The sequence below is a fragment of the Caulobacter sp. Root1472 genome, assembly GCF_001426985.1.
Lineage (GTDB): Bacteria > Pseudomonadota > Alphaproteobacteria > Caulobacterales > Caulobacteraceae > Caulobacter > Caulobacter rhizosphaerae.
Window position 1 is genome coordinate 14,750 of sequence record NZ_LMFX01000002.1, and the last position, 21,952, is coordinate 36,701.

Sequence of the window (21,952 nt, forward strand, 5' to 3'; positions counted from 1 at the left end):
GCCATGTTCATCGTGCTGGGCGCCACCGGCCATGTCGGCCCGGCCGTGGCCGAGACCCTGCTGGCGGCCGGCGAGCCGGTCACCGTCGTGCTCCACCATGAGGACAAGGCCGCCGCCTGGCGGGCCAAGGGCGCGGAAACGGCGGTGGCCGACGTGCTGGATCCGGACGGGCTGCGGGCGGTGCTGCGGCGCGGCCGACGCGCCTTCCTGCTGAACCCGTCCGCCGCCCCGTCGACCGACACCGAGGTCGAGGAGCACCGCACCTTCGCCGGCATCGTCGCGGCGCTGGAGGGCTCGGGCCTGGAGAAGGTGGTGGCCGAGTCGACCTACGGCGCCCAGCCGGGCGAGCGGTGCGGCGACCTCAACATCCTGTACGACTTCGAGCAGGCCCTGGCCGCCCAGCCGATCCCGGTCACCGTGCAGCGGGCGGCCTACTACATGAGCAACTGGGACGCCGCGCTGGACCAGGCCCGGCAGGGCGCGCTGCCGACCATGCTGCCGGCCGAGCTGAAGCTGCCGATGGTGGCCCCGGTCGACCTGGGCCGCGCCGCCGCCGACTTCCTGCGCGAGCCGGTCGGCCAGGAGGGGACCCGCTATGTGGAAGGCCCCGCGCGCTATTCCCCGGCCGACGTGGCCGCCGCCTTCGCCCAGGCGCTGGGACGGCCGGTCGAGCCGAAGGTCACGCCGCGCGACCAGTGGGAGGCGGCCTACCGCGCCCTGGGCTTCTCCGAACCCGCCGCCGCGTCCTACACCCGCATGACCGAGCTCACCGCCGACACGGCGTTCAAGCCCGAGGCCCCGCGCCGGGGGACCGTGACCCTGGAGCAGTACATCGGCGAACTGGTGCGGCGGGGGTGAGGGCGGGGATCGATCGCTGCCCCCCTTCTCACCGTCATCCCGGGCCTTGTGCCCGGGACCCCTGGTTCAGCCGACGGTGCGGAACAAGCGGTTCGCTGGCGAACCGCCCCCACTGCACGGGCGGCGGATAGAGGGGTCCCGGGCACAAGGCCCGGGATGACGGTTGTGGAGAGCGGGGCTAGCGAGGCCCCGCCTCGAACGCCTCGAACTCGCGCTCCAGCCGCCATTGGGCCGCGGCCTTGCGGCTGCCGGCCAGGAAGGCGTCGCAGGCCGGGCCCGGCCTGGCGCAGGCGGCGACCGGCGTGCGCGGCGCGGCCCACAGGCTGGGGCCGGGCAGGAAGGCGTATTCCAGGCTGGCCCGGGCCGCGGCCTTCAGGTCGGCATAGCCCAGGCCCTGCTCGGTCACGGCCCGCAGATACTCGTTGGTCAGGTCTATGCGCGAGACGCCCTCGTCGTCGGTGGACAGCACGAACGGCACCCCGGCCTGACGGTAGAGGGCCAGAGGGTGGTCGCCGCCCTTGACGCCCAGGATGACGTCGTTGCTGGTCAGGTTGACCTCGACGGCGACCTTGTCGCGAGCCATGCGGGCCAGCAGGGCCGGGGCGTCGTCCTCGTAGGCGATGTCGACCCCATGGCCGATGCGGCGGGCCCCGGCTGTCTCGACCGCCTGGCGGATGTGGAAGCGCAGGTCGCGCGGCGGGACCAGGCCCAGGGTCAGCTCGCCGGCGTGCAGCGACAGCTTCACGTCCGGATAGCGGGCGTGCAGGAACTGCAGCATCCGCATGTGCAGGGCGTAGTCGGCCAGGGCGGTGGGGTCGTCCTCGGGGGCGACGATGTTGACCCCGACGAAGCGCGGGTCGGCCTGGGCCAGGGCGAAGGCCGCCGTCAGCTGGGCGAAGACCACGCTGGGCGGCAGGATACGCACGGCGAAGGCCTGGTAGCCCAGCGTCACGGCGCAGGGGCCGGTGCGCGGCTTCTGGGCCAGGCAGCCCTGACGGCGGTCGGCCTCCGCTTCGGCGGCGTCGAACTGCTGGCGGGCCTTGGCGGTCATGGCCGGGATGCCCGGCTCCAGGGCCGCCAGGGCCTTGGCCATGTCGCCGTCCCAGGGCGCGTTGCGGACCGGGGCGACCAGGTCGTACATGGCCGAGGGGTTCACCGAGGTCTCGACATAGGCCACATGGTCGCCGGCCGCGTAGTCGCGCGCCACCGCCAGCAGACCCGACAGGTTGCCGTCGGTCACGGTTCCGAAGCGGGCGAAGGTCGAGAAGAACTGGTCGTGGCCGGACGGCAGGGCCCCGTCGGCGCCGGGGTGGTAGCTTCTCATCGACAAGGCGTTGATCGCCCGGCTGTAGAGCGCCGGATTGGTCTTGCCCAGGTCCTTGGCCGAGACCTTGCCCGGCGCGTCGCACGGGCCTGCGGCGATGGCCGGCAGGGGGCCGGTGGTCACGCAAAGGCCGTCGGCGTCGGCCCAGGCCAGGAAGTCCTCGGCATAGGCCGCGCCCACCAGGTGGTTGTGCAGGTCGCCGCCCTTGGGCATGGCCCGCAGGAACAGCCGCAACTGGGCGCGGTTCCTGGCGACGGCCTCGAAGCGGGCGGCCGTGCGGGCCTCCGGCGACCCGGCGGCCTTCTGGGCGGCCTTCTGGGCGGCTTGGGCCGCCTGAGCCGAGCCCGCCAGCAGCAGGGCGCCCAAGGCCGCGCCCGCCAATCGTTTCGCGCCGATCATCGTCTCCCCCGCCCCTGCTTCCCGCGGATCCAAGGTGCGTTGCGTCGCCCGGCAAATCCAGCCCCCAAACGACGCTCCCGGTACGGAGGGTTTCCGCCTGTTCAGCGCCCCCGCTTCAAGGCCCGGACGATCCTGGCCGATGACGGCCGGCCGGCGGGTCCGGTCTTCGGATTCAGCCCGATCACCAGGACGTCGCCGTCGGCCTTGACCTCGGCCCTGTCGCCCAGGACCAGGACCACCCGCCGCCAACGGGCCAGCAGGTCGCGCCGGCCCGAACGGTCGAGGTCCTCGAAGGCCTCGGCGACGACGGCGGCCGCGTCGGCGATCGGCGCCGCCGTCTCGGCCGTGATCTCGTCCTCCGAGGTGACGGCCAGTGGGTGCTGGGCGGCGCGGGTGGCCCGGTGGCCCGAGGCCACCACGGCCCGCAGCAGCGCCACCAACGACAGCGGGCGGCGGGTCGACAACGGCTCGCCGGGGCCGACCAGCGTCACGGCCTGGCCGTTCGGCGTCCGCCGCGTGAACAGGGTCAGGCCGCCCAGCTTGCTGGCGCGCAGCACGGTTTCGCCGACGTCGTTCTTGAACACCGTGTCGCCCCGCGGCGCGGGATGGCCCTCCAGCGCCCAGACCTCGTCGCGGTTCTGGAACTTCAGCAGGGCCTTGGGACCGGTGCGGTCCAGGACGAAGATGTCGCCGCTTTCGGTACGGAAGCGTCCGCTGGGCGCGAACACGGGCCGGGCCCGCAGGCCGACCCGGGCCTCCAGGCGCTGCTTCAGGGTGTCGGCCCTGGCGTTCTCCGCCGGCGGTCCGGCCGCCAGCAGCATCATCGAGGCCAGGATCCACCCTGTCCGGCGGCGGGTCGGTCGCCTGGAAGTGATGGAAGGGCGGTGCAACGCGTGATCCCGTCGGGCCCACGGCGCCGCCGCCGACCACTGCTCCGAACAGCCCGGAGCGTCACGAGATCGCCCGCCAACCTCGAGGCGGGAAGCTTGACGGTTATCGCGGCGAAAGAATGACCATGGCCCCTCGCACAGCGCCGTCGATCAGGCCACGGACGAGACGGATCCGGCCTCGGGCGTCACCGACCAGTCGTGCAGCGGCAGGTTCAGCCACGGCAGCGGGCTGGCGCCGATCGGCTGCTCCAGCAGGTCGGTCACCGCCTCGCCGGTCATGAACGGCAGGCCCAACTCGATGCAATGGTTCAGCTCGCGACGGGTGCGAACGTCGGCGACGCCCTGCCAGACCTGCTTGCGGCGATAGGCGGGTCCCTCCCGCACGAACCGGCTGACCGCCGCCAGCCGGGTGGGCTCGTCGCCCGGCGGCAGGGTCAGGGTGACGCTGCTGGCCAGGCCCGGCGGCAACTCGTCGATCTGGAAGGCCGGATCGGTGACCCGCAGGTCGACCCGGCCAAAGAACGGCTCCAGGAACCGCTTGATCTGCGACAGGGCCGAGAAGGAGGGGGCGCGGGGCGTATCGTAGACGCCGACCGCCAGGCGCAGCCGCGATCCGCGCGGCAGCGCTTCAAGGTGCGGCAGCAGCTCGGCGCGGGCCCGCGGCTTGACCAGGGTCGAGAAGCTGATCGGGAAGAACATCACCCCCACAGGCACCGCGGCCAGGGCCGCGGCGGCGCCGCCCAGGATCAGGATGTCCTCCTCGGGGCGGTTGATCTCGACATGCGGCGGCGTGAGGCCAAAGGCGGAGGCCACCTGGGCCTGGCGCCAGACCGCGACGCTGCCGATGAAGGTCTGGCGGGGGCCGTGATAGACGCCGCGATAGCCGACGCGGGCCGGGGGACCGGCGAGTTCGGCGTCGTCCTCCGCCGCCAGCGCCGCCAGTTCCTCCATGGTCGGCGCGCCGCAGACCGGCCCGCCCTTGGGCACCACCGAGCTGACTTCGGTCGGGGTGATCCGGCAGACGCGTCCGGCGAACGGACTTTCGCCCTCGCCGTCCAGCAAGGCCTTCAACTGCGCGCCGTTGATGCCGGCGAAGCGCATGACGTCGGTCTGGTCCCCCTCGAACATCAGCAGGGCGATGTCGCCGTCGCCCTTGTCGCCGAACAGCTTGAACTGTAGGTCGCGGGCCAGGGCCTGCAACTCGCGGGCGTCCAGCGCGGTGGCGCGCGGGTCGGCCAGGACAAACGAGAACGGCGCGACCAGGCCGTAACGGCGTGGCCACAGCCAGGTCGTCTCCAGATAGGCGCCCGCCACCTTGCCGACCAAGCCGGCCATGGTGTCGTTGTCGGCGAACCGCAGTTCGTCGCCCACGAAGACCTTCAAGCACGCGATTGCAGTCATGCCGCTACCCTACGCGCGGAAGGTTAGCGGAATCGACTCAAACGCGAGAAATTTTCCGCGACCCACTGTCGCGGCGCCGTCGGCGTCAGGCGACTTTCAGCGGCAGGCCCAGGGCCGGAGCTGCGCCGATCGGGCTGGCCATCAGGTCGCTGATCGCCGGGCCGCAGACGAAGCGCAGGCCGGCGGCGCGGCAGGCTTCCAGCTCCCGGAGGTCGCGCAGACCGGCCACGCCCTGCCGGACCCCCTTGGCGCGATAGGCCCCTTGGGCGGCCGCAAACTGGCCGATCGCCTCGACCCGGGCCCGCAGGTCGTCCTCGGGCAAGGACAGGGTGATGCTGGTGGCCAGATCGCCCGGCAAGGTGGCGACCGGGAAGTTCGGCTCGGTGATGTTCAGGTCGATGAAGGCGAAGTGCGGCTGCAGGAATGTCCGGATCTGACCCAGCAGGCCCAGCGAAGGCTCCCGCGGCGTATCGTAGACCGTGGCCCCCAGTCGGGTCTGCATGTCCAGCGGATAGCGCGACAGGCGGCGCTTGTAGGCTTCCTGCGAGGCCGGGTTGGTCAGGTTCCAGAAGCTGAACGGCACGAACAGCATGCCCACGTCGCCCGCCCCCTTCTGGAAGGCGGGATGGGCGAACGCCGCCTGGGCGTCGTTCAGGCAGGTCAGGTCGCGGGTCAGCAGGGCGGCGTCCTCGCTGGGACGCGGGGCGGCCAGGTCGGCCCGCAGGCCGATCGCCGCGCCGACGAAGGATTCCGACGGCGGATGGTAGAGGCCCCACCAGCCGGTGGCGGGCGGAGGCGGCGGCTTGGGCTTGTCGGCGACCGGCGCGGGCCGAGGGGCGGCGGGCCGGCTCGCCGCGGCCGAGACGGTTGGACGGGCGGCCAGGCCCGGAGCCTTGGCCTGGGCCTGGGCGGCGGGCTCTGGCGCCGGCTCGGCGGGCGCCGTCTGGCTCAGGGCGTTGCGCAGCACTTCGTCGACCACGGCCTCGCTGGGCGCGCTGGGCACGGCCCGGATTGCCGCGGCGGTAATCACCTGCACATGGCCGGGCGGACCGGCATAGCCGCGGCCGGCGATCAGGCTGGCCAGCGACGCCTGGGACAGGCTGGCGAACTGCAGGACCGCGGTCTCGTCGCCCTCGAAGGTCAGCAGGCAGACCTGGCCGGCCTCACGTCCCGGGAACAGGCCCGCTTCCAACTCGACCGCCAGGGTCTGCATCTCGACGGGATCGAGGCGTTCGGCCTTGGTGTCGGCCAGGACGAAGGCCAGGGACGCGACGGCGCCGTAGCGGCGCGGGGCCTTCCAGCGATGCTTGAGATACAGGTCCGCGGCGGCTTGCACCTGGGCGGCCGGGAGGCTCCGTCCCGCCTCGGCGGTCCCGGCGAACAGAATTCTCAAGCACGCAATAGCCGTCATGGGGTCGGAAACTACGTGCGAAAGCTTGGCGAAAGCTTTACGAAGACATAGCTAACGCGATCTTTACCTCGAAGATCGGCATTCTTCGCAAAACTGTGACAATTGGCGGCGACCCAGGAGCGGCATTCTTGCTCCTTTGGGACGCCTCCCTGTTCACGGACCTAGGGCGCGTTAGCCGGCGAACCGCGCACACTTTCGCCCAACGCGCTCTAGGCGAAGGTTTCCTGCAGCCGGAAGTCCAGCCGCTGGCGCACGCCCGGCCAGTCGGCGTCGGTGATCGAGAACACGGCGGTGTCGCGCACGTGGCCGGTCCAGGTGATCTTGTGGTTGCGCAGCACGCCGTCCTTGTCGGCGCCCAGCTTCTCGACGGCGGCCTGGCTGCGGGCGTTGCGGACGTCGACCATGAACTCCACCCGGATCGCCCCGGAGTCGAAGGCGTGCTTGAGCAGCAGCAGCTTGGACTCCGGATTGACCGGGCCCGAACGAGCGTCGGGATGCAGGAAGGTCGAGCCGACCTCCAGGCCGCGATGCAGCTTGCGGATGTTCAGGTAGCTGGACGTGCCGACCACCTTGCCATCCTTCAGCCGGCGGATGGCGAAGCCGATCCGCTCGCCGCGCTCGGTTTCGCCCTTCAGCGCGCCCCACCAGTCGGCGAAGCCCTCGCCGCAGCCGTTGGTCGACATGATCTCCCAGCTCTCGGGATCGCAGTCGATCGCGCCCTTCAACTCGGCGCGCAGCTCTGGCGTGATCGGTTCCAGCCGCACGTGGCGGCCTTCGAGGGGGCGAATCTGGATGTTCATGGGCGGCAGGATGCCCTCGCCCGCCGGCCTCGCGCAAGATCGCGCGGCGATCCGGCGCCTCGGTCGTTCATCCCGCTCACCCTGCTGACATATCCTGACACGATGTTGTCGCAAGTTCCGGGCGGCGGTCGCGCGCACGACCGTCTAACGAGATCGCCGGCCGCCCAAGGCCGCGACGCCGACGGGGGAGACGATCGATGATTTCGCACGCGCTAGGGGCCCGCCTGGGCATGGCGTCGCTTCTGGCCTGGCTGGCCGTGGCCGCTACCGCTTTCGCCCCGGCGTTCGCCAAGGACGCCGCTCCGCCCCGGCAGGCGCTGGACGACGCCTGGTGGACCGGGCCGATCCTCGCCTCCGGCGCCTCGACCCTGCCCAAGGGCCGGGCCCTGATCGAGCCCTACCTCTATGACGCCAAGCCGTACGGCATAATCGACGGCAAGGGCAAGCGGCGCCCCGCGCCGGACGCCGACACCTACGGCTCCCAGACCTACCTGCTGTACGGCGTCACCGACACCTTCACCGCCGGCCTGATCCCCCGCTTCGGCTATCGCCGGGCCGGCGGCCGGTCGAGCTCGGGCGTGCAACTGGGCGACCTGACCGTCCAGGGCCAGTACCGTCTGACCCAGTACAAGCCGGGCGGCCGCACGCCGACGGTCTCGCTGATGCTGCAGGAAACCCTGCCCACCGGCCGCCACGACCGGCTCGACACCCGTCCCAACGACGGCTTCGGCAGCGGGGCCTACGCCACCACGGTCGGCCTCAACTCCCAGACTTATTTCTGGACGCCCAACGGCCGGATCCTGCGCACCCGCCTGAACCTGGCCTACACCCGCTCGGGCCATGCCGACGTCGAGGGCGCCAGCGTCTACGGCACGCCCACCGGCTTCGCGGGCCGAGCCAGGCCGGGCGACTCGTTCATTGTCGACCTGGCCTTCGAGTACAGCCTGACCCGGCGCTGGGTGGCCGCGATCGACCTGGCCTACCAGCGCGACGCGGCGACCACGGTGTCCGGCGTCGACGCCGCGGGCGCGGCCTACGAACGCCGCTCGCCCGTCGGCCAGGCGCTGATTCTGGCCCCGGCCGTGGAGTACAATTTCAGCCCCGTCCTGGGCGTGGTCGCCGGCGCCCGTATTATCCCGGCCGGCCGCAACACCACCGCCTCGGTGACGCCCGTGATCGCGGTGAACTACGTGCTGTAGGCCCCGCCGCGCCGAAAGGTGGTGACGCCCGACGAAGCTGGCTAGGCTCGACGAACGCTGAGGAGTTTCGAATGGCGTTCGCAATCAAGGCAGCCGCGGTCGGCGTGGCCGCGACCCTCGCCCTAGCCCTGGCCCCGAACGCCCGCGCCGAGGATCCGCCCAAGGGCCTCAGCACGTTCGGCATAAGCGGCAAGATCGGGACCTATCCGGTCGGCATGCAGCTGACCGTGCGCGACCACCGCGACTTCGTGTCCGGCCACTATTTCTACGTCAAGACGCTGACCGACATCCCGTTGACCGGGCGGATGGACGGCGACATCCTCACTCTGCGGGAGCCCAGCGGCGGCGCGTTTCGGCTGCATCTGGTCTCGAACGCCTCGACGCGCGGCCAGACCCTGACCTTCTATAACTCGACCGGTCTGGCCGGAACCTGGACCCAGGGCGTCCGGACCCTGCCGGTCGAGATCGGCTTCTCGACCTCGTACGACGGGCCGCCCCGCGCCCGGCGCTACGAAGAAATGACCGACGAGCCCGACGCCGTCGTCGAGGCCCGGGCCGCCAAGTTCCTGAAGGCCGCGGTGCGCGGCGATCGAGCGGCGGCTGCCGATGCGGTGTCGTATCCGCTGCGCGTCAACGGCGACCGTCCCAAAACTATCCGCAACAAGACCGAACTGCTGACGCAGTGGAACAGTATCTTCACGCCAGCCCTGCTCGTCGCGCTGCGGGACGCTGTTCCGCACGAGATGTTCGTCCGGCAAGGCATGGCCATGGTCGGCGACGGCGTCGTCTGGTTCGACGCCAAGGGCGCCAAGGTTATCAACGGGCGATAGGGTTTTTCGAGGCCGCTTGCCGCCCGACGCCCTTCGGTGCTAGAACTATTTCAAACAAGCGTTTGACAGCACAAACAACGGGACCGGGAACGCCATGGATTTCGAAATCTCCGCCACCCAGCGCAGCTTCCTCGACCGGGTCACCGCGTTCATGGAAGAGCACGTCAAGCCGGCCGTCCCGGTCTACGAGGCCGAGATGAACGTGCTCGGGGCCGAGCGCTGGAAGGTCGTCCAGGTCGTCGAGGAACTGAAGGCCAAGGCCAAGGCCGCCGGCCTGTGGAACTTCTTCATGCCGCCGCACAGCGGCCAGACCCATGTCGACGACACGTTCCAGTTCGAGGGCGTGCAGCTGACCAACCTCGAATACAGCCTGATCGCCGAGCAGCTGGGCAAGATCGGCTTCGCGTCCGAGGTCTTCAATTGCTCGGCGCCCGACACCGGCAACATGGAAGTGCTGATGCGCTACGGCACGCTGGAGCAGAAGGAGCGCTGGCTGCGCCCGCTGATGAACGGCGAGATCCGCAGCGCCTTCCTGATGACCGAGCCGGCTGTGGCCAGCTCGGACGCCACCAACATCGAAACCCGGATCGAGCGCGACGGCGACCACTATGTGATCAACGGCCGCAAGTGGTGGAGCTCGGGCGTGGGCGACCCGCGCTGCAAGGTGGCCATCGTCATGGGCAAGACCGATCCCAACAACGCCAGCCGCCATGCCCAGCAGAGCCAAGTGCTGGTGCCGATGGACAGCCCCGGCATCGAGATCGTCCGCATGTTGCCGGTGTTCGGCTATGACGACGCGCCGCACGGCCACGCCGAGGTGATCCTCAAGGACGTGCGTGTGCCCGTCGAGGACGCCCTGCTGCTGGGCGAGGGCCGCGGTTTCGAGATCGCCCAGGGCCGCCTGGGCCCCGGCCGCATCCACCACTGCATGCGCACCATCGGCACGGCCGAGGTGGCGCTGGAGAAGATGGTCAAGCGGCTGATGAGCCGGAGGGCGTTCGGCAAGTACATCTCCGACCACTCGGTCTGGGAGGAGCGCGTCGCCGAGGCCCGCATCAATATCGAGATGTGCCGCCTGCTGTGCCTGAAGGCCGCCGACATGATGGACAAGGCCGGCAACAAGTCGGCCCGGCTGGAGATCGCCATGATCAAGGTCGCGGCCCCACGCCTGGCTCTGAAGATCATCGACGACGCCATCCAGGCCCACGGCGGCGGCGGCGTCACCACCGATTTCGGCCTGGCCAAGGCCTATGCCGGCATCCGCACCCTGCGCCTGGCCGACGGCCCGGACGAGGTGCACGAGCGCACGATCGCCCGCATGGAATACGGCAAGTACGGCGACCTGGCCTACCAGCAGAAGGTCGAACGCGAGGCCGCGCGGGAAGTGGCGGGGATCCGGTAGGGTCTGCGTCCAGAACGATAGCGAAAGGGCCTCCCGGAGCGATCCGGGAGGCCCTTTTCTTAGGATGACGCCCTACCCCGCCGGCGAACGCACGCTCGGCCGTTCGGCCACCCTCGCCCGCCAGGCCGCCAGCGCCGCGCAGTCCTCCGGGATCGCGATCCGGGCGAAGTCGGCGAAGGCCAGGCCGCCCCACACCGTGATGTCGGCCATCGAGAACGCCTGGCCGGCCACATAGGGCTGGTCGCGCAGCACCTTGTCGAAATAGCGCATGCCAGCCACCGCCCTGTCGCGCGAGCGCTCGCCCCAGGCCTGGCGACCGTCCCAGTCGGGGCTCTTGTAGGCCAGCATCTTGTCGCCCAGGCCCGGGGTGGCGTGGTGGAAATAGATCCCCACCGCGTCGATCAGCTCGGACTCCGCCCGCTTCTGCATCATGTGGATCACCGCCTTCTCGCGCGGCGTGCGGCCGGTCAGCACCGGGTTGCCGTCGAGATTGTCCAGGTACTCGGTGATCGCCGTGCATTCGGAGATGAACAGGCCGTCGTCCAGCTCCAGCACCGGCACCGTGCCGGTCGGGTTCTTCTCCAGGAAGGCCGGCTGCTTGTGCTCTGCCCCGGGCAGGTCGACCGGCACGAAGGTGACGTCGGACGCCAGGCCCTTCTCGGCCAGGGCGATGCGGACGCGGGCTGGATTGGGCCCGATGGCGAAGTCGTGGATTTTCATGGCGGGTGCCTCCATTGCGATTCTATCTACCAGTAGATAGGCAAAACTCGTAAAGGCCTTTCACACTTCGCCGTCAACCATTATCTATCGGTAGATAGGCAAGGACTCAGCGGTGACCGATACGACGAAGCTCGACACGCGCCAGGTGATCCTGGACGCCGGCCAGGCCGTGGTGCAGGCCCGCGGATACAACGCCCTGAGCTTTCGCGAACTGGCCAAGACGGTCGGGATCAAGAGCGCCAGCATCCACTACCACTTCCCGACCAAGGGCGACCTGGGGGCGGCCCTGGCCAAGCGCTATACTGACGGGGCGGCCAAAGCCTTCGAGCATTTCCTGACCATCGCGCCCGACGCCGCTGGGCGGATGGGCCTCTATACCGGCGTGTTCCGCGCCGCCCTGGTCAACGACAACCGCATGTGCCTGGTCGGGATCATGGCCGCCGAAAAGGCCGACATGCCCGCCGAGGTGATGGTCGAGGTCGAAAGATTCATCGCCGTCAACGTCGCCTGGCTGACCCAGGTGCTGGGCCTGACCGGCCCCGAGGCCGACCAAAAGGCCCTGGCGGTGCTCTCGGCGGTCAACGGCGCCCAGCTGCTGGCGCGCGGCGGCGGCGATGTGGCGATCTACGACCGCACGATCGCGGCCTACCGGACCGCGGGGCTGTTTCCTTAGGACGCGCGTTCCACCGCCGCCGCACTGCACCTCGCGCCCTTCGAAAGCCGCCCATGCCCGTCACCGACATCGCCACCCGCGTCCACGACCACGGCTGGCGGCTGGACCCGATCGTCCGCAGCCTGCTGGACACCGACTTCTACAAGCTGCTGATGCTGCAGCTGATCTGGAAGCGGCATCGCGACGTGCCGGTGACCTTCTCGGTGGTCAACCGCACCCGCGCGGTGCGGATCGCCGAGGAGATCGACGAAGGAGCCCTGCGCGAACAGCTGGACCACGCCCGCACCGTGCGCCTGAGCAAGAAGGAGCGCATCTGGCTGGCCGGCAACAGCTTCTACGGCCGGGCCCAGATCTTTGAACCGGCCTTCCTGGCCTGGCTGGCCGACTACCGGCTCCCCGACTACCGGCTGGGCCGGCGGGACGGCCAGTTCGTGCTGGAGTTCGAAGGGTCCTGGGCCGAGGTCACCCTGTGGGAGATCCCGGCCCTGGCGATCATCAACGAACTGCGCAGCCGCGCGGCGATGCGTGGCCTGGGCCGCTTCTCGCTGGACGTCCTCTACGCCCGCGCCAAGGCCAAGCTGTGGGACAAGGTCGAGCGGCTGCGGCGCCTGGAAGGCCTGGTCCTGTCAGACTTCGGCACACGGCGGCGCCACGGCTTCCTGTGGCAGCGCTGGTGCGTCGAGGCGCTCAAGGAAGGCCTGGGCGAGGCCTTCATCGGCACCAGCAACGTGCTGCTGGCCATGGACAGCGACCTGGAGGCCATCGGCACCAACGGCCACGAGCTGCCGATGGTCATGGCGGCCCTGGCCGGCGACGACGCCGCCCTGCGCCAGGCGCCGTTCACCGTGCTGGACGAGTGGTCGCAGGCCTATGGCGGCAATCTCAAGGTGGTGCTGCCCGACGCCTTTGGCACCGCGGCCCTGCTGCGCGACGCTCCCGACGACCTAGCCGACTGGACTGGCTTTCGCCCCGACAGCGCCCCGCCGATCGAGGGCGGCGAGGCGATCATCGCCTGGTGGCGGGCCCGCGGCCGCGATCCGCGCGACAAGCTGCTGGTGTTCTCAGACGGCATGGACGTCGAGAGTATCGAGACGACCCACCGCCACTTCGCCGGCCGGGTGCGCACCAGCTTCGGCTGGGGCACCAACCTGACCAACGACTTCGTCGGCTGCGCACCGGACGCCCGGAGCCTGGGCCCGGTGTCCCTGGTCTGCAAGGTCACCCGGGCCGGCGGCCGCCCCGCCGTCAAGCTGTCGGACAATCCCAACAAGGCCGTGGGCGACCCCGCCGAGATCGCCCGCTACCTCCGCGTCTTCGGCGCGGAGGGGTTCCAGGCCCAGGCGGTGACGGTTTAGGACGGATGGGCATCGATGCTGTGCGCGGTCCTCGTCCTTCGACAGGCTCAGGATGAGGACCATTTACAGACCCAGCCGCGGAAAACCTCATCCTGAGCTTGTCGAAGGACGAGGTTTGCGGGGCCCGGCGCCGGATGTGTCCGCCTAGACCGCGCCCACCAGCACCTCGGCGATCTGGACGGCGTTGAGCGCCGCGCCCTTGCGCAGGTTGTCGCCCGTCACGAACAGCGCCAGGCCGTGGGCGACGGTGGGGTCGGACCGCACCCGCCCCACGAACACCGGGTCCTGGCCGGCGGCGGCCAGCGGGTTGGGGACCTCGGCCAGCACCACGCCCGGCGCGCGGCCCAGCAGGTCCAGGGCCTCGGCCACCGAGATCGGCCGCTCGAACTCGGCGTTGATCGACAGCGAATGGCCGGTGAACACCGGCACCCGCACGCAGGTGCCGGACACCGGCAGGCCGGGGATCTCCAGGATCTTGCGGGTCTCCTCGCGCAGCTTGGCCTCTTCCTCGGTGTAGCCGTCCTCGCCGAGCTTGTAGTTCAGGGGCACCACGTTGAAGGCGATGGGCGCGGCCCACTTCTTCGGCGCGGGGAAGGCCACGGCGGCGCCGTCGCGGGCCAGGGCTGCGCCGCCGTCGGCGGCCGCCAGCACCTGGTCCCGCAGTTCGTCGATACCGGCCACGCCGCCGCCCGACACCGCCTGGTAGGTGCTGACCACCAGCCGCTTCAGCCCGGCCGCCGCGTGCAGGGGCTTGAGGACCGGCATGGCCGCCATGGTCGTGCAGTTGGGATTGGCGACGATCCCCTTGGGGATCTCCGCCAGGGCGTGGGGGTTCACCTCGGCCACCACCAGCGGCACGGCCGGGTCGTCGCGCCAGGCCGAGGAGTTGTCGATGACGACCGCCCCGGCCGCCGCGACCTTGGGCGCCAGCGCGCGCGAGGCAGCGCCGCCGGCCGAAAAGAAGACGATGTCCAGGCCGGCGTAGTCGGCGGTCGCGGCGTCCTCCACCACGACCTCCCGGCCGCGCCAGGCCAGGGTGGTCCCGGCAGACCGCGCTGAGGCGAACAGGCGCAGCGAGGCCAGCGGGAAGTCCCGCTCGGCCAGCAGGGTCCGCATCATCTCGCCGACCAGACCGGTGGCGCCGACGATGCCGACATGCGGCGGGTTGGAGGTGGAAAGGGCCGAGGTCATGTCATGCGTCTCCTGGAGGATGCGGAGGCGCGGGGATGTCCGTCAGTCTGGAAAGGACGGCCCCGCGCGTCGGCGGGGCTTCTGTCCGGCTGTCGCGTCTAGACCGCGCGCACACCCGCAGACGCCCCGCCGAAGCGGGTCGTTTTGCGAATAATGGCTTTAGTCATCACGACGGACATGGCGCAGCTCTCTAGGGACGAACGCGGCGGATGTAAACCTTCTGGCGCGTTCGTCGCTGGACCCACGATCAGTTCCCCGTCGGGACCGGCGACATCGCCGCGACGCTGGCGCCGGCCACCGGGATCATGAAGCCCGGCAACGGACGCGGGGGCGGGGCGGGCGCCGCCGTCGGGACCGCCGCCCCGCCGGCCGCGTCGTTGACGCACTGGGCGGTGTCGATCAGGGCGTGCTGGCCCAGGCAAAACACGTCCTCGTAGTGCGGACCGGCCACGGCCAGGCACTGGTAGAGGTTCAGCTTGGCCATCTTCATGCAGAAGCCGCTCTTCTTGTCGTGCATGACCACGTCCAGCTTGGCGGCGTCCTCGTCGCCGGCCGCGCCCAGCACCGCCAGGGCCGCCAGGGCCGCCGCCCGCACGGTCACCGGGGTGAAGGCCGCCCCGCCCTCGCCGCCGAAGCCGCCGGCTTCGCGTGGCGCGGTCGCGGCCTGGATCAGCCGCCCGGCGTCCTCGTCGCCGGGGGTGAAGAAGGCGGCGGACATAGCCTTGATCCTGGCCAATCGGCCAGCGTTGTCGGCGATGGGGCCCTTGGACCAGCCCTGGTGCTGGACGTCATAGGCGGCCTGTTTGACCGCTCGGCCGGTGACGCCCAGCGGCGCGCCCCGCTTCAGGAGGGCGGCCTGGGCCCGGCTGGCCGCCGCCCCGACACCGGCAATCTCGACGACGCTTTCGGGATTGGCTTCCAGGCGCTCGACCAGCACCTCCGGCGGGGTTTCTCGCGCCGCCTGGCGCACGCCGTCGATGAAGGCTTCCTCCTGCAGGGCGGCGATGGCGCCGTAGGCGATCATGCCGGCGTCCAGCTGCTCAGGCTGGTAGGCCGCGCCCTTGGCCAGGGCCTCGGCGACGCCGCCGCCGTTCTCGAAGGCCGCCGAAATGGTCCCCGCGCCGCGCGTGTAGGTTTCGAAGGCGCTAGCCGCGGCGACCACGTCGCGGGCCAGGGTGACGCCGGGCGCGCCGCGCTCCTGGCGAGCGACGGCGAAACCGGAGACAGCGACAGCCGCGATCAGCGCGCTCGTCGCCCAGAGAACGGGATATTTCATGATGATGGCCCCAGACCGAACTTGCGGCCTATTGGGCGATCATCTCGGTTGATCAGTCTCTAATGTTCATGCCAAATTGGACATTAACGTCCGTGTATTGGACTGTTTTCGCTGCGCATTTTGTCGCACGACAGCTTTGGATAGCATAGCAGTGTCGGCCTGGTATCTTTATAATGGCAAGTGTCGAGAGATCGACATTTACCCGTTGATGAATACCCCTCACCCAAGGATTGTACAGACCAGGGCCGACGCTGTGAGCTGGTCGCCGATGACAAGGTCCGAAAACCGCGAGACGTCGCCTGGTCCGGGTCTATGATCGGCCTCATGGACCTCGATCCCGACGCCTGCTATCGCGCCATCCAGACCCGCGACGCCCGCTTCGACGGCCGGCTGTTCGTGGCCGTCAGGACCACAGGCATCTACTGCCGGCCGGTGTGCCCCGCCCGCACGCCCAAGCGCGAGAACGTCACCTTTCACGCCACCGCCGCCTCGGCCCAGGAGGCCGGCTACCGCGCCTGCCTGCGCTGCCGGCCCGAGACCTCGCCGCAGCTGGGAGCCTGGAACGGCGCGTCCAACACCGTCAGCCGCGCCCTGGCCCTGATCGAGGCCGGCGCGCTCGACGAGGACGACGTCGAGACCCTGGCCGGGCGCGTGGGGGTTGGCGGACGCCAGTTGCGGCGACTGTTCCTGCAACACCTGGGCGCGACGCCGGTGGGCGTGGCCCAGACCCGGCGGGTGCTGCTGGCCAAGCAGCTGATCCACGAGACCGATTTGCCGATGGGCGAGGTGGCCCTGGCCGCCGGCTTCGGCAGCGTGCGGCGCTTCAACGAGACCTTCCAGCAGCTCTACGATCGGCCGCCCGCCGCCCTGCGCCGGAGGAAGGCCCTCCCAGCCCCGGCCGGCGAGGCCATCTCCCTGACCCTGCGCTACCGCCCGCCCTACGATTGGGACGGCATGCTGGCCTTCCTGGCGATGCGGGCGATCCCCGGCGTCGAGGCGGTCGAGAACAACGTCTACCGCCGGGTCATCGTCCTGGACGGCGCGGCCGGGACGATCGCCGTGGCGCCGATCGGCGGCGACCGGCTGAGCGTGGCGGTGCGGTTTCCCCGGCCGTCAGCCCTGCCCCGCATCCTGGCCCGGGTGCGCGGGGTGTTCGACCTGTCGGCCGATCCGGTCGGCATTGGCGAGGTGCTGTCGCGCGACCCGGACCTGGCGCGGATGGTGGCCCTGCGCCCCGGCCTGCGGGTGCCCGGCGCCTGGGACGGGTTCGAGCTGGCGGTGCGGGCGATCCTGGGCCAACAGATCACCGTCGTTCAAGCCCGCAAGCTGGCCGGCGACCTGACCGCCGCGCACGGCCAGCCGCTGCCCGAGCCCTGGGCCGAGCCGGGCCTGACCCACGCCTTCCCGTCGGCCCAGCGCCTGGCCGGAGCCGACCTGTCCGGCCTGAAGATGCCCGGCGCCCGTATCCGCTGCCTGTCCGCCATGGCCGGAGCGATCGCCGCCGATCCGAACCTGCTGTCGCCAACCGCCGGCCTGACCGAGATGGTCGCCCGCCTGCGCGCTTTGCCAGGCATCGGCGAATGGACGGCCCAGTACATAGCCATGCGCCAGCTGCGCGAGCCCGACGCCTTCCCGGCCGCCGACGTGGCCCTGATGCGCGCCCTGGCCGACGCCGACGGCGTCCGCCCGACGGCGGACCAGCTGCTGGCCCGCGCCGAGGCCTGGCGGCCCTGGCGAGCCTACGCGGCCTTGCACCTGTGGGCCTCGCTGGCCGACGCGGGGGCGCCGCCGGTGCGGAAGGTGAAGCGTGCGGCCTGAGGTCCTGATGCTGGAGGTGCTGGCCACCCCGATCGGCGAGATCGATGTGGTCACCGACGCGGACGGGCAGCTGAGGGTGCTGGAATTCCACGACCAGCCCCACCGCCTGACCAGCGCCCTGCGCCTGCACCATCGCGGCCAAGCGGTGGAGAGCGGCGCGGCGCCGGCCGCCGTCCGCGGTGGGCTGGCGGCCTATTTCGCCGGCGACCTGGCGGCGTTGCGGACCATCCCGTGGACGATCGGCGGCACCGCCTTCCAGCATCAGGTGTGGCAAGCTCTGGTCGAGATCCCGCTGGGCGAGACCACCAGCTACGCCCGCCTGGCCTCCCAGGTCGGGCGTCCCGCCGCTGTCCGCGCGGTCGGCGCGGCCAACGGCGGCAACCCGATCGCCATCGTCGTGCCCTGCCACCGGGTGATCGGAACCGGCGGCGCCCTGACCGGCTATGGCGGCGGGGTGGAGCGCAAGCGGTGGCTGCTGGCGCACGAAGGCGGCCGCGAACTCTGAGGGGGCGACAGGTCCATGGACCTGTCCCCAGCTTTGCCAGCCCCCCGCAAGCCCCATAAGATGGCCGCGCCGCCCTTCGCGACCGGAACCCTCATGCAGCTGTCCCTTCCGACCACCACCTCCGTGCGCTGGCTCAGCTGGCTGCGGCGGCGGATCCGGTCCAGCGAGCTGTGGCTGATCGCCGTGGCCACCCTGATCGGCGCGGGGGCCGGGGCGCTGGCGGTGCTGCAGGCCAAGCTGGCCCACGGCCTGCAGGTGCTGCTGTTCGCCATCAACATCGACGAGCGACTCAGCGCCCAGAGCGTGATCGCCCCCTGGCGGACCCTGGCCATTCCCCTGGGCGGCCTGGTGCTGGGCGTCGCCTCCTGGGCCTGGCTGAAATACCGCCCCAAGCCGGCGGTCGACCCGGTCGAGGCCAACGCCCTGCACGGCGGCCACCTGTCGGTCCGCGACAGCGCCTTCATCTGCGGCCAGACCCTGCTGTCGAACGGGGTCGGGGCCTCGGTCGGGCTGGAGGCCGCCTACGCCCAGGCCGGGGCGGCCATCGCCTCGTTCGCCGGCCAGCGGCTGAACCTGCGCCGGGCCGACATGCGCACCCTGGTCGGGGCCGGAGCCGGGGCCGCCATCGCCGCGGCCTTCGGCGCGCCCCTGACCGGCGCCTTCTACGCGTTCGAGATCGTCATCGGGGCCTACACTGTCGCCAACCTGGCCCCCGTGGCCGCCGCCGCCCTGGCCGCGGTGCTGGTGGCCGGACGGATGGGGGGCTTGCCCTATCTGCTGAAGACCTCGACCCCGGCCGTGCAGTCGTGGTTCGACTACGGCCTCTACGCCCTGCTGGGCGTGGTCTGCGCGTTCGCGGGGATCGCCCTGATGCGGCTAGTGGCCTCGGCCGAGGGGCTGGTCGGCAAGTCCAGGCTGCCCAAGCCCGTCCGCCCGATGGTCGGCGGCCTGGCGCTGGCGGCCCTGGCGATGATCACGCCCCAGACCCTGTCGGCCGGCCACGGGGCGGTGCACGTCAATCTGACCGCCGACCTGGGCCTCAAGACGCTGCTGATCCTGCTAGCCATGAAGGCCCTGGCCAGCGTGGTGTCGCTGAGCTTCGGTTTCCGGGGCGGCCTGTTCTTCGCCTCGCTGTTCCTGGGCGTGCTGGTGGGTCAGATCTTCGCGGCCCTGACCGTGTTCGTGCCCTGGCTGCCGTCGCTGGACCCGACCGTGGCGGCCCTGGTCGGGCTGGGCGCGTTCGGCGTCGCCGTGGTCGGCGGCCCCTTTACCATGTCGTTCCTAGTGCTGGAGGCGACCGGCGACTTCACCGTGGCCGCCGCGGCCCTGGTGGCTTCGCTGATCGCCAGCGCCCTGGTGCGCGAGACCTTCGGCTACTCGTTCTCGACCTGGCGGCTGCACCTGCGCGGCGAGACCATCCGCAGCGCCCACGATGTCAGCTGGATGCGCCCCCTGACCGCCGGGCGGATGATGCGCAAGGACGTCAAGACCGTGCCGGCCGAAGCCAGCCTGGCCGAATTCCGCCGCCGCTATCCGCTGGGCTCGACCAAGCGCGTGGTGATGCTGGACGCCCAGGGCCGCTATGCCGGCATCGTCCGCACGGCCCTGGCCTACGCCCAGCCCGACGACAGCGAAAAACCCGTCGGCGGCCTGGCCCTCTACACTGACACCGCCCTGACGGCCGACCAGTCGATCAAGGAGGTGATGCGCGCCTTCGACCACACCCAGGCCGACGAACTGGCGGTGATCGACGCCAACCGCGAGGTGATCGGCATCCTGTCCGAGGCCTACGCAACCCGCCGCTACGCCGAGGAACTGGACAAGGCGCGGCGCGAGCTGACGGGGGAAGCGGGGTAGGCGGCGATAGTCGGGACGTCTGGATCGGAGACGGCCGCGACAGGCCCGTTCGCGTCGCCGCCCGGAACTTCGCTAGGCGGCTCGCCGCGCTGATGACTGGCGCGCCTCGCCGTGGGTGCGAAACTGACCGACAAGACGAGAAAGCTCTCGCGACTCGTTGCTCAGGCTGCCGGCGGCGGCGGTGGCCTCCTCGACCATCGCCGCGTTCTGCTGGGTCACCTGGTCCATGCGATTGACGGCGACATTGACTTCGGCCAGGCCGGTCGCCTGCTCCTGGGACGACGAGGCGATCTCGGAAATCAGGCCGTCGATCTCGGCGACCTTGGCGACGATGCCGTCCAGGGCCTCGCCGGTGTCGCCGACCAGCTTCACCCCACGCCCGACGTGGGCGCTCGAGGTGGCGATCAGCGTCTTGATCTCCTTGGCCGCCTCCGCCGAGCGCTGGGCCAGGGCCCGGACCTCGGAGGCGACGACGGCGAAGCCACGGCCGGCATCGCCCGCGCGGGCCGCTTCCACGCCGGCGTTCAAGGCCAGGAGGTTGGTCTGGAAGGCGATCTCGTCGATCACCCCGATGATCTGGGTGATCTGGCGGGACGACCCTTCGATGGCGCCCATGGCCGACACCGCCTCACGGACGATCTCGCCGGACCGGTGGGCGTCGGCGCGCGCCTGAGACGCCGCGCTGAAGGCCTGCTTGGCCCCCTCCGCGCTACGCTTGACGGTCGCGGTGATCTCGTCCAGCGCCGCGGCGGTTTCCTCCAGGCTGGCGGCCTGCTGCTCGGTGCGACGCGACAGGTCGTTCGAGGCCTTGGCGATCTCCTGGGCGCCGCCGCTGACGCTGCCGGTCGAGACCGAAATCGCCGACATCGTGCTCTCCAGCGTGTCGGCCGCGGCGTTGAAGTCGCTGCGCACCTTCTCGTAGGCCGCCTCGATGGGACGATCGATGCGGTAGGTCAGGTCGTTGCGGGCCAAATGATCCAGGCCGACGGCGATCTCGTCGACCGCCTTGACCCGGCCGGTGACGTCGGTGGCGAACTTGACGATCTTGATGACCCGACCGGCATGGTCGAAAATCGGATTGTAGGACGCCTGGATCCAGACCTCCTTGCCGCCCTTGCCGACCCGCTTGAATTCCGCCGAGACGAATTCGCCGGCGTTCAGCTTTCGCCAGAACGCCTGGTAATCGGGCGACCCGGCGTAGGTCGGATCCACGAACATCCGGTGGTGCTGCCCCTGGATCTCCGAGAGGCTGTAGCCCAGCGTTTCGAGGAAATTCTGGTTGGCGGTCAGGACCTCGCCGGCGGGCGTGAACTCGATGACCGCCTGGACGCGCGAGATGGCGTTGAGCTTGCCTTCGACCTCGACGTTCCGACGCTTCTCGGCGGTGATCACCGTGGCGACCTTCACCACGCGGGTCACGGCGCCGCGGCTGTTGCGGACTGGATTGTACGAGGCCTGGATCCAGACCTCGGCCCCGCCCTTGCCGAGGCGCAGATATTCCTGGGCGTCGAACTCGCCGCGTCCGAGCTTGGCCCAGAAGGCGCGATATTCGGGGGAAGCGGCGTAGGCCGGATCGACGAAGAGGCTATGGTGGCGGCCCTTGATCTCGCTCAGGCTATATCCCAGCGCCGTGCAGAAATTGTCGTTGGCGGTGAGGATCGTCCCACTGGGGTCGAACTCGATGATCGCCAGAGAACGATCAAGAGCCGTCAGGGTCTCCGGCGCGCTCGCCGCGCGGCTGAACTGAAATCCCGCCATGTGGGCCTCTAAAAGGAAGGGTTGTCTAGGACGCCGAAGGCAACGCTTACTTGTCTCCAACAAGCGAAACATCACAGTGGCGAAGATGGGGTTCTGCGAGTTAAGTTTTGGAAAACTTCGTTCTCCCACGCCGCAGGTGCGTCACGATCACGCAGACATTCAGGTTGCTGGCCATGGCTGTCGCCTCGGGGCCGCGCCGGGGCGGGCTTGACGCGGCGCCAGCAGCCTTTCCGCCCAGACGTCCAAGGGCCGCTTTCTCGAGCCGTCCGAGGGTCTGAAGGCCAC

General features: G+C 70.4%; 18 protein-coding genes and 1 pseudogene. 10 read left to right on the top strand and 9 right to left on the bottom strand.

Translation table 11 applies throughout. The features are described 5' to 3' along the window. Positions 1-3 precede the first annotated feature (3 nt). Complete coding sequence (locus ASD47_RS03260; protein ID WP_056751634.1) at positions 4-858, top strand: NmrA family NAD(P)-binding protein; 855 nt, start codon at positions 4-6, stop codon at positions 856-858. 178 nt (positions 859-1,036) lie between these two features. On the opposite strand, the gene ASD47_RS03265 is transcribed toward ASD47_RS03260, so the two are convergent. From ASD47_RS03265 to ASD47_RS03285, 5 genes are all read right to left on the bottom strand, one after another. Then, positions 1,037-2,581: an adenosine deaminase gene (locus tag ASD47_RS03265; protein ID WP_056751637.1), complete on the bottom strand. Its 1,545-nt coding sequence runs from the start codon at positions 2,579-2,581 to the stop codon at positions 1,037-1,039. Positions 2,582-2,682: 101 nt separating this feature from the next. Beyond that, complete coding sequence (locus tag ASD47_RS03270; RefSeq protein WP_056751640.1) at positions 2,683-3,405, bottom strand: DUF4908 domain-containing protein; 723 nt, start codon at positions 3,403-3,405, stop codon at positions 2,683-2,685. A gap of 216 nt (positions 3,406-3,621) precedes the next feature. Further along, positions 3,622-4,872: a hypothetical protein gene (locus tag ASD47_RS03275; protein ID WP_056751644.1), complete on the bottom strand. Its 1,251-nt coding sequence runs from the start codon at positions 4,870-4,872 to the stop codon at positions 3,622-3,624. 85 nt (positions 4,873-4,957) lie between these two features. Further along, on the bottom strand, positions 4,958-6,265 hold the full coding sequence (locus tag ASD47_RS03280) for a hypothetical protein (RefSeq protein ID WP_235525744.1): 1,308 nt from the start codon (positions 6,263-6,265) through the stop codon (positions 4,958-4,960). Positions 6,266-6,492: 227 nt separating this feature from the next. Next, the gene (locus ASD47_RS03285; protein WP_028038474.1) at positions 6,493-7,083 is read right to left on the bottom strand and encodes a GNAT family N-acetyltransferase; all 591 of its coding nucleotides are present in this window, start codon (positions 7,081-7,083) and stop codon (positions 6,493-6,495) included. Between the two features lie 197 nt (positions 7,084-7,280). Here ASD47_RS03285 and ASD47_RS03290 point away from each other — a divergent pair, with 197 nt between their 5' ends. The 3 genes from ASD47_RS03290 (at position 7,281) to ASD47_RS03300 (ending at position 10,514) form a co-directional block, all read left to right on the top strand. Continuing rightward, the gene (locus ASD47_RS03290) at positions 7,281-8,282 is read left to right on the top strand and encodes a transporter (RefSeq protein ID WP_056751648.1); all 1,002 of its coding nucleotides are present in this window, start codon (positions 7,281-7,283) and stop codon (positions 8,280-8,282) included. Between the two features lie 71 nt (positions 8,283-8,353). After that, a complete protein-coding gene (locus ASD47_RS03295) occupies positions 8,354-9,112 on the top strand; it encodes a hypothetical protein (protein ID WP_056751649.1) in 759 nt (252 codons plus the stop codon). Positions 9,113-9,206: 94 nt separating this feature from the next. Beyond that, on the top strand, positions 9,207-10,514 hold the full coding sequence (locus ASD47_RS03300) for an acyl-CoA dehydrogenase family protein (protein ID WP_056751652.1): 1,308 nt from the start codon (positions 9,207-9,209) through the stop codon (positions 10,512-10,514). Positions 10,515-10,586: 72 nt separating this feature from the next. On the opposite strand, the gene ASD47_RS03305 is transcribed toward ASD47_RS03300, so the two are convergent. Further along, positions 10,587-11,234 carry a glutathione S-transferase family protein gene (locus ASD47_RS03305; RefSeq protein WP_056751655.1) on the bottom strand — a complete coding sequence of 216 codons (648 nt, stop codon included), beginning with the start codon at positions 11,232-11,234 and terminating at the stop codon, positions 10,587-10,589. 112 nt (positions 11,235-11,346) lie between these two features. On the opposite strand from ASD47_RS03305, the gene ASD47_RS03310 reads away from it, so the two are divergent. From ASD47_RS03310 to ASD47_RS28080, 3 genes and pseudogenes are all read left to right on the top strand, one after another. Next, positions 11,347-11,907: a TetR/AcrR family transcriptional regulator gene (locus tag ASD47_RS03310; RefSeq protein WP_056751661.1), complete on the top strand. Its 561-nt coding sequence runs from the start codon at positions 11,347-11,349 to the stop codon at positions 11,905-11,907. 53 nt (positions 11,908-11,960) lie between these two features. Further along, on the top strand, positions 11,961-13,262 hold the full coding sequence (gene pncB, locus ASD47_RS03315) for a nicotinate phosphoribosyltransferase (RefSeq protein WP_056751664.1): 1,302 nt from the start codon (positions 11,961-11,963) through the stop codon (positions 13,260-13,262). Between the two features lie 15 nt (positions 13,263-13,277). Further along, positions 13,278-13,386, top strand: a pseudogene (locus tag ASD47_RS28080) (hypothetical protein); the annotation flags it as partial. 20 nt (positions 13,387-13,406) lie between these two features. Here the strand turns inward: ASD47_RS28080 and ASD47_RS03320 are convergent. Further along, positions 13,407-14,453, bottom strand: coding sequence for an aspartate-semialdehyde dehydrogenase (locus tag ASD47_RS03320; RefSeq protein ID WP_056751667.1), 1,047 nt, complete (start codon positions 14,451-14,453; stop codon positions 13,407-13,409). Positions 14,454-14,700: 247 nt separating this feature from the next. Beyond that, entirely contained in the window at positions 14,701-15,729 is a 1,029-nt protein-coding gene (locus ASD47_RS03325) for a hypothetical protein (protein ID WP_056751668.1), read from the bottom strand. A gap of 324 nt (positions 15,730-16,053) precedes the next feature. Between ASD47_RS03325 and ASD47_RS03330 the strand changes: the two genes are divergently transcribed. The 3 genes from ASD47_RS03330 (at position 16,054) to ASD47_RS03340 (ending at position 19,909) form a co-directional block, all read left to right on the top strand. Beyond that, on the top strand, positions 16,054-17,547 hold the full coding sequence (locus tag ASD47_RS03330) for a DNA-3-methyladenine glycosylase 2 family protein (protein WP_056751877.1): 1,494 nt from the start codon (positions 16,054-16,056) through the stop codon (positions 17,545-17,547). Continuing rightward, on the top strand, positions 17,537-18,052 hold the full coding sequence (locus ASD47_RS03335; RefSeq protein WP_082564433.1) for a methylated-DNA--[protein]-cysteine S-methyltransferase: 516 nt from the start codon (positions 17,537-17,539) through the stop codon (positions 18,050-18,052). Before ASD47_RS03330 ends, ASD47_RS03335 begins: the two co-directional genes overlap by 11 nt. Before the next feature lie 93 nt (positions 18,053-18,145). After that, positions 18,146-19,909 (top strand): chloride channel protein, encoded by a 1,764-nt coding sequence (locus tag ASD47_RS03340; protein ID WP_056751883.1) that lies wholly within the window; start codon positions 18,146-18,148, stop codon positions 19,907-19,909. Between the two features lie 72 nt (positions 19,910-19,981). On the opposite strand, the gene ASD47_RS03345 is transcribed toward ASD47_RS03340, so the two are convergent. Continuing rightward, positions 19,982-21,667: a PAS domain-containing methyl-accepting chemotaxis protein gene (locus ASD47_RS03345; RefSeq protein WP_056751671.1), complete on the bottom strand. Its 1,686-nt coding sequence runs from the start codon at positions 21,665-21,667 to the stop codon at positions 19,982-19,984. Between the last annotated feature and the right edge of the window lie 285 nt (positions 21,668-21,952).

What these genes read in the sequence shown, in the direction of transcription:
- ASD47_RS03260 (WP_056751634.1), top strand. Translation starts at nt 4, where the DNA reads ATGTTCATCGTGCTGGGCGCCACCGGCCATGTCGGCCCGGCCGTGGCC.
- ASD47_RS03265 (WP_056751637.1), bottom strand. Translation starts at nt 2,581, where the DNA reads ATGATCGGCGCGAAACGATTGGCGGGCGCGGCCTTGGGCGCCCTGCTG.
- ASD47_RS03270 (WP_056751640.1), bottom strand. Translation starts at nt 3,405, where the DNA reads ATGATGCTGCTGGCGGCCGGACCGCCGGCGGAGAACGCCAGGGCCGAC.
- ASD47_RS03275 (WP_056751644.1), bottom strand. Translation starts at nt 4,872, where the DNA reads ATGACTGCAATCGCGTGCTTGAAGGTCTTCGTGGGCGACGAACTGCGG.
- ASD47_RS03285 (WP_028038474.1), bottom strand. Translation starts at nt 7,083, where the DNA reads ATGAACATCCAGATTCGCCCCCTCGAAGGCCGCCACGTGCGGCTGGAA.
- ASD47_RS03290 (WP_056751648.1), top strand. Translation starts at nt 7,281, where the DNA reads ATGATTTCGCACGCGCTAGGGGCCCGCCTGGGCATGGCGTCGCTTCTG.
- ASD47_RS03295 (WP_056751649.1), top strand. Translation starts at nt 8,354, where the DNA reads ATGGCGTTCGCAATCAAGGCAGCCGCGGTCGGCGTGGCCGCGACCCTC.
- ASD47_RS03300 (WP_056751652.1), top strand. Translation starts at nt 9,207, where the DNA reads ATGGATTTCGAAATCTCCGCCACCCAGCGCAGCTTCCTCGACCGGGTC.
- ASD47_RS03305 (WP_056751655.1), bottom strand. Translation starts at nt 11,234, where the DNA reads ATGAAAATCCACGACTTCGCCATCGGGCCCAATCCAGCCCGCGTCCGC.
- pncB (WP_056751664.1), top strand. Translation starts at nt 11,961, where the DNA reads ATGCCCGTCACCGACATCGCCACCCGCGTCCACGACCACGGCTGGCGG.
- ASD47_RS03320 (WP_056751667.1), bottom strand. Translation starts at nt 14,453, where the DNA reads ATGACCTCGGCCCTTTCCACCTCCAACCCGCCGCATGTCGGCATCGTC.
- ASD47_RS03325 (WP_056751668.1), bottom strand. Translation starts at nt 15,729, where the DNA reads ATGAAATATCCCGTTCTCTGGGCGACGAGCGCGCTGATCGCGGCTGTC.
- ASD47_RS03330 (WP_056751877.1), top strand. Translation starts at nt 16,054, where the DNA reads ATGGACCTCGATCCCGACGCCTGCTATCGCGCCATCCAGACCCGCGAC.
- ASD47_RS03340 (WP_056751883.1), top strand. Translation starts at nt 18,146, where the DNA reads ATGCAGCTGTCCCTTCCGACCACCACCTCCGTGCGCTGGCTCAGCTGG.
- ASD47_RS03345 (WP_056751671.1), bottom strand. Translation starts at nt 21,667, where the DNA reads ATGGCGGGATTTCAGTTCAGCCGCGCGGCGAGCGCGCCGGAGACCCTG.